Source organism: Mucilaginibacter sp. NFR10 (assembly GCF_900100445.1).
GTDB lineage: Bacteria > Bacteroidota > Bacteroidia > Sphingobacteriales > Sphingobacteriaceae > Mucilaginibacter > Mucilaginibacter rubeus.
In genome coordinates, this window is record NZ_FMTV01000012.1 from 33,191 (window position 1) to 48,801 (window position 15,611).

Sequence of the window (15,611 nt, forward strand, 5' to 3'; positions counted from 1 at the left end):
GCTCAAAGGTAACTAATCAAACTAAATTATTTAGCAATACATCCATATATTGCTCCCGGCTTATCATCCTTGCTCCAAGCGATTCGAGATGACCGGTGTGTACCTGGCAATCGATAAGCTTGTACAGCCCTGTATTGCACAGATAGATGAGCGCTGTTTTTGAAGCGTTGCTGACGCGGGTAAACATACTCTCCCCACAAAAAACAGCACCAACATGTACGCCGTACAGGCCACCTACCAGCTTGTCATCCTGCCATACCTCAACCGAATGGGCATAGCCTTCCAAATGCAGGCGATTATAAGCGGATATCATATCGGGCACAATCCAGGTGCCATCCTGCCCTTCACGCGGAGCGGTTGAACAGGCTGTTATAACATCGTTAAAGCAGGTATCAACGGTAACCTTCAGTTTGCCGGAGCGTAATACCTGCCGCATGGATTTGGATATTTTAAGCTCATCAGGATATAATACAAAACGTTCATGAGGCGAATACCACAGGATGGGTGTATCATCGCTATACCAGGGGAAAATGCCGTTTTGATAGGCCAGCAATAACCGTTTGGTACTCAAGTCGCCGCCAACAGCCAAAAGCCCGTCTGGTTCGGCCAGATCGGGCTTTGGAAATATTAAACGTTCGTCGAGCCTGAATATCATCAGGCGCAAATTTATGCTTTACGGCGGATCACCAGCTTTTTATTTTGGGCTTTGGCTATCGCATCCAGATAAACCTGCAATTCGGTGTATTTGGCGGCGGGGATCACATGGTTTTTTAAGTTGAATTTGGTAGTGCTTACCACCTGGTTTTTAGTTGCGTCATAAACATACCTAACATCATAAGTGCCGTAAGTAAATTTAAGGCTTTGATCGGCAGGCAAAGCATCAATTTCAAAGCCAGCAGGCAAATCAATGGTGGTAACGCATGTTTTTAACATGGGAATTTCAAAGAAAAAATCGCTTTTTCGTTTTTCAAGTATGGGTACGGTTGTTTTCCACAGATCAAAAACACGGGGTTTGTAAAACTGCTTGTTGCCCGCCGATACATCGCAAAATTTATCGTACTCCAGCTCAATGTCCAGTTCTTTTATGCCGTCTTTATCTGTTGATGGCTTGAACTCAAAAAGTGATGGCTGCTTCATGTTCAGCATCTTAATCAGTACCTGTTTTTGCTCGTCGGTTTTTAAGGCGGCTATACCCAGGTAATCATCGCGGTATTCACCTGTGCTTAAAATTTTAAGTGTTGCCTTTGCGCCGCCATCCGCGTCAAGTACCACATGTGCTTCGCTATTAAATTGGTTGTCAATATCTGTACTGCGCGGAGTTTTAACCAGTTTGCCTCCATCTTCAGTTACCAGCAGGGCGTACCTGTTTTCGGTAAAAGGCCCGAGCTTGCCAAAAGGCTTTTGCATATTGGTACACTCAAGCCAGGTAGTATCACCTTTAAAAGGTACACATAAAATAATGTGATTAAAGGGATCGCTTGGAAATGCAGGATCAGCGGGCTCTTCGTTTGAGCCTGCGTTTATTATGGCATAATACGATGGAATATCAGCTGCCTTTAATAAGGCATACATGTAGTTTGATAAGGCCTTGCAATCGCCATACTTTTTCTGGTCGACAAATGTAGCCGGGAATGGCTTTAAACCTCCAATGCCGAGCTGGATACTTACATAGCGCATGTTTTGCTGCATGTATTGGTATAAAAACCGGGCTTTCTCTTTGTCTGTTTTAAAGTCGGCCGTCATTTTTTTAACCTCGGCTATCCGTTCCGGACTAAGCGAGCATACGTCTGCATTGAGGGTCTGCAGCCATTTGCCAAAATTTTGCCAGGTGCTGATATCGCCGGGAATACCACCAAACTGGAATGAGTTTGCTGCAAACATGATCCGCGGCATAACCTGCCATGATTCAGCATCGTCTTCGGGCTTTATAGCTTTTAAATTTTTTACATGCCAGGTGTACTTTTCAAACTCTCCGGCAGGTGTTTTTTCGGGCTTGATGGTAGTATTCTTATTCATGTACCTGAAGCCTACCGAAGGATTGACCAGGACAGTATACTCCGCGTTTTGGACGGCCCGCTCGGGCCGTTGAATTTCCCATTCGCCCAAATCGAGATAGCTGTTCATGTCCTCCTCAAAAATTACCTCAATAGTAGTTGGATATGCAGATATCGGATGTTTCATGGCCAGCATCCGGTCGTCCGTTACAATCGAGATCCCATCGGTAGCGGCATAATCATAAAAATCGCTCTTGTGATATTTTTTTATCATCGTTCCATCAGCGTTGTAAACCAGCATTTGCACGTTATCAACACTGCTGAATTTTTTATCGTAACCCAGGCCAAGTTGTGCGGCGGCATCACCTTTTTCATTTAAAACAGTAATGATGGCGTGATGCTTTAGCGTCATTTTACCAGCTGCTTTTACGGTAACCTCGTCTGAAGAATACCGCACAACTGAATTTGCTTCTCCCTTTAATGAATCGGGGATGGTTGATGCTATATAAAATTCTTTCGGGAGATTTTTATCCTGTCCATAGCTTTTGATTGATAAAATGACAATGCCTGCAATAGTTAGCAGCCTGTAAAAATATGTAGTGCTCATGTTTTCGATCAGGCTTTTTTAAGTACTATCTGCTCAGTAAGCATATCCTGCATTTGTTTGTAGAACTCTCTCAGCTCAGGATAACTTTCTTTTTCGTAAAAAGCCTTTTCGTATGATATAACATATCGCACTACAATCATTCCATCCTGTTCGGCAATAAAACGTTTAAGGCTTATACTTTGATCGGGCATAACCATGCGTATGCTTTTTGGCAGCGCATCAACTTTATAACCTGCCGGAATTTTGTAGGTACCGTTTATCTCATACCTGTTACGATGCCCAAAATCAATATCAGTAGCGCGCTTTTCGCTCAGGAAAGGGTTGGTACGTATAGGGGTAAAAAGGTTGGGGTTAAAATATATATATGTTCCGTCGGAACCGGTGAGCTCCAGGTCAAAAGCTATATTTTGTACCAGTGGTAGGGTATCTGACTCCATATCCTTCATTTTTAATGACGATATTTTAAGGTTATTGTCGTTGGCCTTTATGTAGTCGATATATTTTTTTTCACCATCGGTTTTATAGCGTTCAACACTGCTTATTTTGTGGTAGCTGAAGCTGCTGATATCTGCAGTTCCGGTCATTTTGCTATCCGCCTTAATGTCGGCATTGATCATGACCACCTGCCTGGCCGGAGCTGCTTTTGTAATATAAAGCATATCGTAAGCGTTGGCCTGCTTATCGATATACAAACCCGATGAATTCAATAGCATATCGGGTGTTTCATTATATAAATTGTATTTGTTTGTAGCATCAAGTATGTACTCTTTTGTGCTATCAACAGGAATATAAACCACTGCACGGTTAAACTGCGAAAGCGAGGTGTTGAAGCGGTTCACTTTTCCATGTTCGCGGGTGCTCACGATCATAGGGTAGATTTCCTTAATGCCTGATTGTTTAAGCAGGTGGTATAAAATAATATTTACCTCGGCCGAATTGCCCGTTTTCTTTTCCCATGCCCGGTAAGTACCATCGTTGGTATACCAGCGGTCAACGCCATCCCATTTCATGAGGGTTTTTACCTGGTTAAAAACGTAAGCTATTTTTTCATCATCAGTTTTAAAGGTTTTAGCTTTGGTGATAATAGGCTCTTCGTCTTTTAATTTACGTTTTAACTGGCCGCCAAAATCTTCATCATCGGCAATAATGCCGCCCACTTTAGCCCAGGTATCTGAATATGACTTGTAAAAGCCATAGCTTGATTTTACAGAAGTAAGGTTAAACTGTAACGACATGATATTGTCGGTATATGAGCGCATGTAAGGCTCATCATGCAGCGAAGGGATGTTTTCCATAACCCTAAAATCTTTTTCATCATTATATGATAAAGGATTTGTGCCGGGCATGGTGCGGGCTTCTGAATCATGGGTTGCTTTTGAATAAGGCATCCAAACGTGGTTCACCGTGCGGAAATACAACAGATCGGGAATAGACGTATCCAACTCGCTGTACCGCACCGGTATTTTTTGCTGAAAATCCCACGACGGGAAATTGCTTATCGAAACAGTATGATATTTATACTTGTATTCAATTACCGACCCCGCTTTAACGTTGGGCATTGAAAATACAATGGCATTGCGTACCTTATCAATGGTTTGGGTATAGATAAGTTTTTTATCCAGTTTGGTTATTTCGGGCTTTCCGTTAACCAGGTTAATGGTTTCGGCTTGCACATCGGTAATATATTCCAGCCGGTTACCGCCGTAATATTCAATACGGATGTTGGCTTCATCTTTACCATTATCGTTAAAAATCTTGATCCGTTTGTGGTACTCGCCGCTAATGTCAAATGAACTATCGTAATAAACATCGCCTTTGTTAAAAAGAACTTCGGCATTGGCATCGGGCTCAAAATCGCATTTGGCCATTTCAAGGTCGGCAATTTCAATTTTGCCAAAAGGTAAAACTTTAGAAGGGGGGGCGGTTTTTTTTTGAGCGGTAACCGGTAACGCAAATAGGGCTGCTCCAAGCAGCAGTAAGAGCCTGTTCATCGTGATGAGGTTTAATCACATCAAAAATAACAATTACCGGAATATTTAAAAGCAAATTTTTTTAGTCATTTTAATTTAATTTTTCATAATGAAAGTTCCTGTCATGAATTTATTCCCGCGTATGTTATTTTGACATTAAAATTTTATTTCATAGCCCCGTTTACGTACATTTATTTAACTGGCATTTGGATTGATATACTGTAATTAATGAAACAAAAATTTTATGATACTGCTGTGAAGCAGGAAAAAGCGGTACTTGTAGGTGTAATAACGCCCAATGAAACCGACGAGATTGAGAAGGAACACCTGGAAGAGCTCGAGTTTTTGGCCAGCACCGCGGGAGCGTTAACGGTGAGCCATTTCACTCAAAAACTACAGCGCCCGGACAGGGCAACTTTTGTTGGCTCAGGTAAACTGGAAGATATTAAAGCCTACGTTAAAGAAGAAGAAATTGATATAGTTATTTTTGATGATGGCCTTTCGCCATCGCAACTGCGTAATATTGAGAACGAACTGCAGGTAAAGATCCTGGACAGGAATAACCTCATCCTGGATATTTTTGCAAGCCGTGCCCAAACAGCACAAGCTAAAACGCAGGTTGAGCTTGCCCAATTGCAATACCTGCTGCCCCGCCTTACCCGTCTCTGGACCCACCTTGAACGCCAGAAAGGTGGTATTGGTATGCGCGGCCCGGGCGAGTCGCAAATTGAAACCGACCGTCGTTTGATCCTGAATAAGATCTCACTGTTAAAGGATAAACTAAGGCAGATAGATAAACAGAACGAGACCCAGCGCAAAAATCGCCATCAGCTTGTACGTACAGCATTGGTTGGTTATACCAACGTAGGTAAATCGACTATCATGAACATGATTGCCAAATCGGAAGTGTTTGCCGAAAATAAACTGTTTGCTACACTGGATACCACCGTAAGGAAAGTCGTGATTGAGAACCTGCCCTTCCTGATGTCGGACACGGTAGGGTTTATCCGTAAGTTACCGCACCATTTGGTTGAATGTTTTAAATCGACGCTTGACGAAACCCGAGAAGCCGATATCCTGATCCATGTAGTGGATATTTCGCACCCAAATTTTGAAGATCAGATCCGTACGGTTAACGAAACCCTCAAAGATATCGGCGCTATTGATAAACGCATTATTACTGTGTTTAACAAGATAGATGCCTTTAAACCCGAAGATCACCAGGTACCACATCAGGAAGAGCCATTAACGCTGGAAGACTTTAAACAAAGCTGGATGGCGAAGAACAATGCACCAGCCATATTTATTTCGGCAACTAAAAAGGAAAATGTGGAGGAGTTCAGGGCCTTGCTTTATAAGGAAGTGAAGGCTATACATACTGAAAGGTATCCTTATGATGCTTTATTGTATTGATAGCTGATTGGATAGATATAAACAAAAGAGGGACGCATTTTGGTGAGTCCCTCTTTTGTTTTTGGAAGCAATGCAGTTAGACTAATCAGTCAAAAATATACCCTGCTTCACCTCCGGTATAATCCCTTTCTCCAATGCAGTATCAAACATCAGGTTAATAGCTTTACGTCCTTCCTCGCCAAGTTCAATTGAGTATTGGTTTACATAAAGTTCGATGTGTTTATACATCACTTCTTCGCTCATTTCCTGGGCATGTTGTTTAATAAACGCTAAACCGGATTTTGGATTAGCAAAAGCAAACTCCACCGATTTACGCAGCACCCGGTTAATTTTATGCTGAACATCCAACGGTAAATTGCGGTTAGCTACAATGCCACCCAATGGAATTGCACAGCCTGTACGTTTTTCCCAGTAGTCGCCAAGATCGATGATTTTTTTGAGGCCTTTATCCTGGTAGGTGAAACGGTTTTCGTGAATGATCAAACCAATATCTATACGGTTATCAAGCAAAGCATCTTCAATTTCTGAAAATACCATTACCTGCTTGTTGGTAGCTTCAGGAAAGGCAAGGCCTAATAAAAAGTTGGCTGTAGTATATTTGCCCGGAATGCCAATCAATGGGTTTCGGCTTCCTGATTTCGGATCGTGGATCAGGTTTTTCTCCAAATCAGAAATCGAAATTTCCAGATTCGAAATCAACAATGGCCCTACACCAAAACCCAGCGCGCTGCCCGAGTCAAGCAGCACATATTTATCAGTAACGTAAGCAAAGGCGTGGTAGCTTAGCTTAGTGATATCCAGCTCACCGCGGAAGGCTTTTTGGTTAAGCGTTTCCACATCATCATAAAATACTTCAAACTCCAGGCCTTCAGTGTCAATTTTATGGTGAATGAGGGCATCGAAAATAAATGTATCGTTAGGGCAGGGCGAAAATCCGAGCGTAAGTTTCATGCGGGTAGTATTAACTGTTAATGATCTGGCTCACCAGGTCGACGGCAAATGTATTCAGATTTTTAATGGCCAGCCCAATGTTCCAGGCCTCACGATTACGTTTCTCAACATAATTTGACACTGCCCTGATTTGCATACCCGGTACGTTCATCTGCCGGCAGGCGTAAAAAAAAGCCGCGCCTTCCATGCTTTCCAATTGCGGGTTTAACCTTTGCTGTACTTTTTGGATGGATGGCTCGTGGCCGTGCACCATATTAACGGTTATAGCCTTTGCCTTTTTCAGAAAAAAGTTTGGATAAACCTGCTCAAGCGATGTTGTGGGCAAAAAAACACTCTCGCCAAAGCCAAGCATATCAATGGGGATAAAAGCTTCGTCATCCTGTGCGCCAAGCTCAGCAAAGGTATCTTCGGTTATTTCCAGCACATCGCCTAAATGGAAATTACGGTCGAAACTGCCTGCTATGCCCAAATTGAGTACAAGATCATAGGTATGGTTGCTTAATTGCCGGGCCATGCCAAAGGCTGTTGGTACCATGCCTGTACCGGTTATCAGTACATCAACCTTATTGCCCAATTGATTTACGAGAGGGGCAACCTCAAATTTGGTAGCTGCAACAATGAGTATAAGCATATTGCATTATTTTGACGGCTAATATAAAACAACTACCCTGTTTTTGTTTTGTATATTTGCACCCACTTTTATTATGATGATACATATAACGCGCAAGGAACATTTTAATGCCGCTCACCGGATGTACCGTGAGGAATGGAGCGCTGAAAAAAACTTTGAGGTGTTTGGCAAATGCGCCAACCCCAACTGGCATGGTCACAATTACAACCTGTTTGTAACTGTAAAGGGCGAAGTCACGCACGCCACAGGCTATCTTATCGACTTAAAAGAGCTGAAGATAATTATCAACGAGTACGTTATCGAAAAGCTTGACCATAAAAACATCAATAAAGATGTTGATTTTATGGCGGGCAAAATGGCATCGACCGAGTTGCTTTGCATTGAGATATTTAACCAGTTAAAAGGACCTATTGAAGCTTACGAGGGGGTGTTTTTACATTCGGTTAAGCTTTACGAAACTGAAAATAATTCTGCCGAGTATTTTGGCGGTTAATTTTATAAAATGAGCGACTCACAATTTAGCCAGGATACCGACGATGACGATTTCGGCGGATACATTAAAATAGATCGTTATAACCAGGACCGGATTGATAGTTTGAAAGATAACTACCATAACGTATTAAAGCAAATAGGCGAAGATGCCGCACGTGAGGGCTTGTTAAAAACCCCCGAGCGCGTTGCCAAAGCCATGCTTTATTTAACCCATGGTTATGAACTTAATGCCGAAGAGATCCTGAACTCGGCCAAATTCAGGGAAGATTACAGCCAGATGGTGGTAGTAAAAGACATTGAAGTTTATTCGATGTGCGAGCACCATATGCTTCCATTTTTTGGCAAGGCGCATGTGGCCTACATTCCTAACGGACATGTGGTTGGTTTAAGTAAGATCCCACGCGTGGTTGATGTATTTGCCCGCCGTTTGCAGGTGCAGGAACGTTTAACCAACGAGATCCGCGATTGTATTCAGCAAACACTTAACCCTGTAGGCGTTGGTGTGGTAATTGAATGCCGCCACCTGTGCATGAGCATGCGCGGCGTACAAAAACAAAACTCGGTAACCACCACATCGGCCTTTACCGGCGAGTTCCTGAAAGAAAAAACCAGGACTGAGTTTTTGAATTTGATAAGTTCGAAATTGAGTTAAGAGCCCCCCGGCCCCCTAAAGGGGGAGTAAGGAGCTAATAATTATATTTATAAACCACTAAAACAATATTCCCCCTTTAGGGGGTTAGGGGGCAAGATGAAAGCATATATTTTCCCGGGCCAGGGCGCCCAGTTTCCGGGTATGGGCAAAGACCTGTACAATCAATCAGAAAAAGCACGTGAGCTGTTTGAAAAAGCCAACGAAATCCTGGGTTTCCGCATTACTGATGTAATGTTTGAAGGCACAGCTGATGACCTGGTGCAAACCAGCGTTACCCAACCTGCTATTTACTTACATTCAACCATTTTGGCCACAGTTTTGGGCGATGATTTTAAGCCCGAAATGGTTGCGGGCCACTCCCTGGGTGAATTTTCGGCCCTGGTAGCCGCAGGCGCTTTATCATTTGAAGATGGCTTGCGTTTGGTAGCAGCACGTGCCAACGCTATGCAAAAAGCTTGTGAAATACAACCATCAACCATGGCCGCTATTTTAGGCCTGGATGATTTTACGGTAGAAGACATTTGCCAACGCATAAGCGAGGTTGTTGTGCCCGCAAATTACAACTGCCCTGGCCAGCTGGTGATATCGGGCTCCATTGCCGGTATTGACGAGGCTTGTATTAAGATGACTGAAGCCGGTGCAAAACGTGCCCTGAAGCTCAAGGTAGGCGGAGCGTTCCATTCGCCGTTAATGGAAGCCGCGAGGGTTGAACTGGAAGCCGCGATTGTGGCTACCGAGATCAAAGCCCCCATTTGCCCCATCTATCAAAACATAGATGCCAAGCCCTATACCGATCCTGAACTGATTAAACATAACCTGATAGCCCAGCTTACCGGTGCCGTTAGGTGGACACAAACCGTAATGCATATGCTTGAAGATGGTGCTACTTCATTTACCGAAGTAGGGCCGGGCAACGTACTGCAGGGCCTTGTTAAAAAGGTTGATAAAACCGTCGAAACTGCAAGCGCCGCGTTACCGCAATAATTTTTAAAAGCCACATACAACATGTGGCTTTTATTTTTGTTATAGGCTTGTATTAAACAAAAAATCCATAGTATAGCAACATCTTGACTACTTCCGGAAAAATACGCCTATTGCTTGCCCTTTTAGGGCTTAGTTTGCTGCTTACGGCCGTTATTGTTCAAAAAACATATACGCCCGTAAACAGCCTTGTGCAGTCTGCCCGGATACTGGAAGATAACCTCCATAACAAAGAAGCGTTTATAAATAAACAGCTTAACGGCACCGAACGTTTTAAAAAGATGATGAACCTGCGCAATAATGAGCAGGACGCTATTAATGCTATTGAAAATTTTACCACCCAAAACAACATTTGGTTTATAACCTTAACCAATAATAAATTAAGCTTTTGGAGTGGCATAAAAGTATTGCCCGATAGTACCAATACCATTAAAGATGGTTATTCCTTTATTAAGCAGCCCAATGGGTATTATGAAACGTTCCGGAAAACGGAGGGAAATTTTTCCGTTATCTTCTTTATTCCGGTTAAGATCAATTACGCGTTCCAGAACAAATACCTTCAAAACAAATTTGCCAGGGATCTGCTCGATGATGATAACATTGATATAGCCGATTTTACAGATGTCAACGTTTATGAAGTTCATAGTAGCGATAATGATTACCTGTTTTCGGTAAAGCTTAAAAATAATGACGCCAATAATGATTTTGTTTATTATGAACTTTCATTTTGGATACTCACCGCCATTACGCTTTGTGTACTGATGCATAATATTTGCAATTACGTGGCATCAAAAGGGTATGTGGTATTATCTATCATATTCCTTGCTTTATATATTGCGTTGTTCAGGTTTGTTAACCTGCATTATAACCTGCCCGATTTTACGTATAAGCTTAGCATTTTCAATCCGGCATTTTATGGCTCAAGCCTGGTTTATCCTTCGCTGGGCGATTTTTGTATCAATATCCTGGTCATTTTTTGGTTTGTAGCCTTTGTGTATAGGCAGCGCCGCAGGTTTTTAACCAATGTGCAGAGCAAAACTGCCGGCTATGTTATTGTGGTTGTTGCTATTTTAACGCTTATAGGGGTGTCAACATCGTTATTGCGTTTGTTTCATGGCCTGGTTATCAACTCAAAAATCAATTTTGATGTAAACAATGTACTCAGCTTAACGGGGTTCAGCATATTGGGGGTATTAATGCTGTGTTTTAGCTTTTTGATATTTTACCTGCTCAATGAAATCATTTTAACCATATGTCTGAAGCTTAACGTACCCCGAACGCACCAGTTATTCCTGTTTTTGTCCGGAATTATCATGGCTACCGTCGTATTTGCCTATTTTCATGAATTTACGCTGTTTTACATATTGTGGGCACTGTTGGTACTGATAAGGGGCTATAGTTTTATTTACTATAAAGGGCAGCTTTTTGCCACATCTTTTTTAGGTATCGTGTTTATTTGTGCCCTGATAGCGGCCATTAAGCTTAATCATTTTGAAGATCTGAAAGAGCACGAAACCCGGAAAGCCCTGGTACAAAAACTGGAGATCCCGGATGATGCCACAGCCGACTATATTTTTAAAAGGATAGAAAATCAAATTATAACGGATACGGCCATAGTACGCTATTTTATCAATGGCCTGCACAACGGCGATTATCTTAAAACCCGTTTCCAAAAACTTTATTTTGATGGCTACCTGTCAAAGTACGAGTTTAAAGTTCATGAATTTGATGCCAATGATGAACCTACATCGGCAGATAAAAACTACTCGCTGAGTGTGTTTAAAGACCTCGTACTATATAGCTCATTTAAGGTATCCGACTATTTTTACCGCGAAAATGAATCATTCGGGTACCAGAATTACTTTGCCATACTGCCTGTAAATACCAGTAATAAGCAATTGGGCACTATTGTAATTGAGCTTAAATCAAAACCGCTGCAATTATCGGGCGCTTTCCCCGAGTTATTGATTGACGGCAACATAAGCCCTGAAAATGACTTTAAAGATTATTCATACGCCTTTTATAGCGATAATAAATTGCTGAGCCAGCGCGGCACCTATGTTTACTCGCTTGATAACAGGGAGTTTAAAGGCGACCTGAAAAAATACACCGAAAAAACCACGCAAAACCACAGCACTGCCTGGTACGAAAGCTTTACAACATACAATCACCTGATATACAGGCCCAGTGAAAGAAACCTGATTGTTGTTAGCAGGGAGGAAAACTCACTTTACTATGCGGTTACTTCGCTCACCTTCTTTTTGGTGGTTATACTGATATTCAGCGCGGTTATCATCACTTTAAAATGGTCATGGGCCCGCATCAAGATCTTTAACATAGCCGAAGACGGGCTGAAGATAAACTTCAGGATAAATTTTGATAAGGTATTGTATAAAACCCGCATCCAGATCTCGATGATACTGGCCGTAGTGGTTACCCTGGTGCTTGTTGGTTTTATTACTTTTTTATCCATCAGTAACCAGTACTATACCCAGCAGGAAAAAATGATCAGGGATAAAATAACCCGTATAGCATCGGCATTTGAAAACGGTCTTTTTACCCAGTATGTTGAGCATCTCAATGAGGAGAGCCAGGTTCATTTTAATGAATTGGCCAATACTTACGCAACCGATCTTACTTTGTTTGATACCAACGGTGTTCCCTTACTTACCACTCAGCCTAAAATTTATGAAAACGGCCTCGTGGCAAAACGGATGAACGCCCGTGCATTCATCTTTTTGAGCAAATTGCAAAAAACCGAGTTCGTAAACGACGAGAAAATTGGCGAACTGAGCTATAAAGCGGCCTATGCCCCGGTAACCCTTACTGCATCAAACAAAACGGTTGCCTATATCCAACTTCCTTATTTTAGTAATGAAGCCGATTACCGCGAGCGCATAAGCTCATTGCTTAATGTGATGATAAACGTTTACGCCATTGTTTTTATAGCAATTGGCTTGTTTGCCATTATTATAGCAAGGCAGATAACCGCGCCCTTAAACTTTATACAACAAAGCCTCAGCAAAACCATCTACGGTAAAAAGAACGAACACATCAAATGGTCGCGCGATGACGAGATCGGCGCATTGGTTAAAGAGTATAACAAAATGATATCGGCCCTGGAAAACAGCGCCCAGCGGCTGGCACAATCCGAACGCGAAAGCGCCTGGCGCGAAATGGCCAAGCAGGTTGCGCATGAAATTAAAAACCCGCTAACGCCGCTAAAACTGGGCTTACAACTGCTTGATAAATCATGGAAGGACAAAGATCCCAGGTTTGATCAAAAATTTGAACGTTTCAGCAAGTCATTTGTGGAGCAGATTGAAAGCCTGTCGTCGATAGCGTCGGAGTTTTCGGCATTTGCCAAGATGCCGGATACCCGCATTGAGCAGATCAATATTTTTGATATGTTGAACCAGGCAGTTACCATTTTTAAACAGATGGATAATGTGCAGATCACCTATCTGCAACCAGAGAATTCGTTCATTATCAATGCCGACCGCGACCAGCTATTGCGCTGTTTTAATAACCTGTTGAAAAATGCTATTGAAGCCACCCCTCAGGATAGGAAGTGCATCATAGATATCAATTACCTGGTAACCAGCAAAAATATCCTGCTTACCATCAAAGATAACGGTAACGGGATTCCGGAAGAGATGCGTGAAAAGATCTTTGAGCCAAACTTTACCACCAAAAGCTCCGGAACGGGTTTAGGCCTTGCATTCATCAAAAACTCTATTGAAAATGCCAACGGCAAAATTTGGTTTGAAACAACTATGGGCACAGGAACCACATTTTATTTAAGTTTACCTGCTGCTTAATAATTAAACCGCAGGTAAATCAAAGGTAAACAGCGGATTTACAATACAACACCGCAATTCACAAAAGCTATGAGCAATAACCTGGAATACAGAATTGTTAAGCCCGGTAAACCACTTTCGGATTTTGTTGATAGTTTTTGGTTTTTACGTAACCTATCGGACGCCGATAAAGATACAACAGGGTTACCCGACGGACTTATTGATATATTGCTTTTTAAATCCGCTACACAGCCTTTTAGTATTGCACAGCTTGGAGGACTAACCCAGTTTGAACAGGCCAAAGTTTCGGCCAATAGCGTAATATTCTGCATTAGCTTCAAATTGCTTGCCGTCGAGTATATTTTTGGAGAGGCCATTGCCGATATAGTAAACGGTGGCAGATTTTTACCGGAAGGCTATTGGGGGTTTACAGAAAACGATTTGCTGGATTTTGACTGCTTTGTTGAAAAAGCAACGCAAAAGATCAGATCACTTATTCCGGAAGGCATAGATGAACGTAAACGAAAATTGTTTGAACTGATTTATCTAACGAAAGGGAGGATCACGGTTAAAGAGCTTTCCGAAAAAGTGTTTTGGAGCAGCAGGCAGATAAATCGTTACTTTAATCAGCAATTCGGGATCTCACTTAAAGCCTATTGCAATATTCTTCGTTTCCGCGCCTCGTTGGAGCATATTGCAGACGGCCGGCTGTTTCCGGAAGAGAACTTTTTTGACCAGAACCACTTTATCAAAGAAGTGAAAAAGTTTTCGGGCGTTGTACCTAAAGAATTATCTAAAAACAAAAACGACCGATTTATACTATTATCGGCCATCAGGCAGAAATAATTTTGCATCGTAATTAAACGATGAAAAATTATGTTATTAGATAATAAACAGGTTGCCATAGTAGGTGGTGGACCGGCGGGGCTGGCCTTAGCAAGGCTTTTACAACTTAAAGGTGCAAATGTAAAAGTATATGAACGGGATATGGACAGAAATGTACGGGTGCAGGGTGCCACGCTCGACCTGCATGAAGGCACAGGACTGGAAGCGCTGAAACGGAGCGGTTTGCTGGATGAATTTTATAAATACCACCGTCCTGTAGCAAGTAAGATGCTGCTTGTGGATAGAATGCTCAATATTACATTTGATGACCACAATTTTGCGACTATTACCGCGGAAACCCGCCCCGAAATAGACCGCGCGCCTTTGCGGGATATTTTATTGAACTCATTGCAGCCCGATACCGTGGTATGGGACAGCCATTTCATTTCAATGGAAAGAGAAAGAAAAGGCTGGCGTTTGTTTTTTAAAAACGGATCGAACGCCTATGCCGATCTGGTAATTGCGGCTGACGGAGCCAATTCAAAAGTGCGGCCTTATTTAAGTGACGTTGAACCGGTTTATTCAGGTATCACGCTGATTGAAGGCAACATTTACAACGCTGAAAAATACACTCCAAAACTTTTTTCCTTTGCAAAAGGAGGAAAAGTAATGGCGTTTGATGACGGGCGATTTGTAGGTTATGGCACAAAAGCCGATGGCTCAATTATGTTTGTGGTGAATTTTAAAACACCCGAAAACTGGCTGGAACAAAGCGGCATTAATTTCAATAACAGAGAGGAAGTTTTTGAATGGTTTAAGAAAGATTTTGCCAGCTGGAGCGATGAATGGCATGAGTTTTTTACAAATGAGGTGGTTTGTTTCATTCCCCGTCCGCAATATTATTTCCCATTAAATCAAAGCTGGGAAACGGATGAGAGCCTTACAATGATTGGGGATGCCGCACACCGGATGCCACCATATGCAGGCGAAGGTGCTAATGTAGCATTGCAGGATTCGTTTGAACTGGCCGAATGTTTAACCGGAAATCAATTTACTGATATCAAAACAGCGATTGCCCATTTTGAAAAAGAAATGGTTGCAAGAGGAGCGGAAGCCACAAAAGACACGCTGGAAAATTCGGAGAGAATGTTTTCAAAAACTGGTTTGGCGCAAATGGCCGAATTCTTTAATCAGCACTGAATATATTAAGTCGATTAGAATAAAAAGGCTGCGGTATTCTGTTGCCATGTCACGACTTTTACCTCGTGGCCATTTGTCAATATTGCCGGGGTATC

General features: G+C 42.3%; 12 protein-coding genes. 7 read left to right on the plus strand and 5 right to left on the minus strand.

Annotated elements, in window-relative coordinates:
• Positions 1–16 precede the first annotated feature (16 nt).
• Genes aat through BLP33_RS25465 form a run of 3 tightly spaced genes read right to left on the minus strand, consistent with a single transcriptional unit; the run spans position 17 to position 4,592 of the window.
• Positions 17–655 carry a leucyl/phenylalanyl-tRNA--protein transferase gene (gene aat / locus BLP33_RS25455; RefSeq protein WP_090534509.1) on the minus strand — a complete coding sequence of 213 codons (639 nt, stop codon included), beginning with the start codon at positions 653–655 and terminating at the stop codon, positions 17–19.
• Positions 656–666: 11 nt separating this feature from the next.
• Positions 667–2,601: a DUF3857 domain-containing transglutaminase family protein gene (locus BLP33_RS25460; RefSeq protein ID WP_090534511.1), complete on the minus strand. Its 1,935-nt coding sequence runs from the start codon at positions 2,599–2,601 to the stop codon at positions 667–669.
• Positions 2,602–2,609: 8 nt separating this feature from the next.
• Entirely contained in the window at positions 2,610–4,592 is a 1,983-nt protein-coding gene (locus BLP33_RS25465; RefSeq protein WP_090534513.1) for a DUF3857 domain-containing protein, read from the minus strand.
• A gap of 207 nt (positions 4,593–4,799) precedes the next feature.
• On the opposite strand from BLP33_RS25465, the gene hflX reads away from it, so the two are divergent.
• The gene (gene hflX / locus BLP33_RS25470) at positions 4,800–5,984 is read left to right on the plus strand and encodes a GTPase HflX (RefSeq protein ID WP_090534515.1); all 1,185 of its coding nucleotides are present in this window, start codon (positions 4,800–4,802) and stop codon (positions 5,982–5,984) included.
• Positions 5,985–6,065: 81 nt separating this feature from the next.
• Here the strand turns inward: hflX and BLP33_RS25475 are convergent, their stop codons facing one another.
• Entirely contained in the window at positions 6,066–6,935 is an 870-nt protein-coding gene (locus BLP33_RS25475) for a menaquinone biosynthesis family protein (protein ID WP_090534517.1), read from the minus strand.
• Positions 6,936–6,945: 10 nt separating this feature from the next.
• Entirely contained in the window at positions 6,946–7,566 is a 621-nt protein-coding gene (mqnB, locus tag BLP33_RS25480) for a futalosine hydrolase (RefSeq protein ID WP_090534519.1), read from the minus strand.
• Between the two features lie 76 nt (positions 7,567–7,642).
• Between mqnB and BLP33_RS25485 the strand changes: the two genes are divergently transcribed.
• From BLP33_RS25485 to BLP33_RS25510, 6 genes are all read left to right on the plus strand, one after another.
• Positions 7,643–8,059 (plus strand): 6-pyruvoyl trahydropterin synthase family protein, encoded by a 417-nt coding sequence (locus tag BLP33_RS25485; protein WP_090534603.1) that lies wholly within the window; start codon positions 7,643–7,645, stop codon positions 8,057–8,059.
• Between the two features lie 9 nt (positions 8,060–8,068).
• On the plus strand, positions 8,069–8,710 hold the full coding sequence (gene folE, locus BLP33_RS25490) for a GTP cyclohydrolase I FolE (RefSeq protein WP_090534521.1): 642 nt from the start codon (positions 8,069–8,071) through the stop codon (positions 8,708–8,710).
• A gap of 96 nt (positions 8,711–8,806) precedes the next feature.
• Entirely contained in the window at positions 8,807–9,694 is an 888-nt protein-coding gene (gene fabD, locus BLP33_RS25495) for an ACP S-malonyltransferase (RefSeq protein WP_090534523.1), read from the plus strand.
• An 83-nt stretch (positions 9,695–9,777) separates the two neighbouring features.
• Complete coding sequence (locus BLP33_RS25500) at positions 9,778–13,512, plus strand: ATP-binding protein (protein ID WP_139160075.1); 3,735 nt, start codon at positions 9,778–9,780, stop codon at positions 13,510–13,512.
• A 69-nt stretch (positions 13,513–13,581) separates the two neighbouring features.
• Entirely contained in the window at positions 13,582–14,337 is a 756-nt protein-coding gene (locus BLP33_RS25505; RefSeq protein ID WP_090534527.1) for a helix-turn-helix domain-containing protein, read from the plus strand.
• A 30-nt stretch (positions 14,338–14,367) separates the two neighbouring features.
• Positions 14,368–15,516, plus strand: a complete 1,149-nt coding sequence (locus tag BLP33_RS25510) for an FAD-dependent oxidoreductase (protein ID WP_090534529.1) — start codon at positions 14,368–14,370, stop codon at positions 15,514–15,516.
• Positions 15,517–15,611 lie beyond the last annotated feature (95 nt).

Excerpts from the sequence above, each read along its gene's own strand:
- hflX (WP_090534515.1), top strand. The coding sequence starts at position 4,800 with ATGAAACAAAAATTTTATGATACTGCTGTGAAGCAGGAAAAAGCGGTA.
- BLP33_RS25460 (WP_090534511.1), bottom strand. The coding sequence starts at position 2,601 with ATGAGCACTACATATTTTTACAGGCTGCTAACTATTGCAGGCATTGTC.
- BLP33_RS25475 (WP_090534517.1), bottom strand. The coding sequence starts at position 6,935 with ATGAAACTTACGCTCGGATTTTCGCCCTGCCCTAACGATACATTTATT.
- BLP33_RS25505 (WP_090534527.1), top strand. The coding sequence starts at position 13,582 with ATGAGCAATAACCTGGAATACAGAATTGTTAAGCCCGGTAAACCACTT.
- fabD (WP_090534523.1), top strand. The coding sequence starts at position 8,807 with ATGAAAGCATATATTTTCCCGGGCCAGGGCGCCCAGTTTCCGGGTATG.
- BLP33_RS25465 (WP_090534513.1), bottom strand. The coding sequence starts at position 4,592 with ATGAACAGGCTCTTACTGCTGCTTGGAGCAGCCCTATTTGCGTTACCG.
- BLP33_RS25510 (WP_090534529.1), top strand. The coding sequence starts at position 14,368 with ATGTTATTAGATAATAAACAGGTTGCCATAGTAGGTGGTGGACCGGCG.
- folE (WP_090534521.1), top strand. The coding sequence starts at position 8,069 with ATGAGCGACTCACAATTTAGCCAGGATACCGACGATGACGATTTCGGC.
- BLP33_RS25485 (WP_090534603.1), top strand. The coding sequence starts at position 7,643 with ATGATACATATAACGCGCAAGGAACATTTTAATGCCGCTCACCGGATG.
- mqnB (WP_090534519.1), bottom strand. The coding sequence starts at position 7,566 with ATGCTTATACTCATTGTTGCAGCTACCAAATTTGAGGTTGCCCCTCTC.
- aat (WP_090534509.1), bottom strand. The coding sequence starts at position 655 with ATGATATTCAGGCTCGACGAACGTTTAATATTTCCAAAGCCCGATCTG.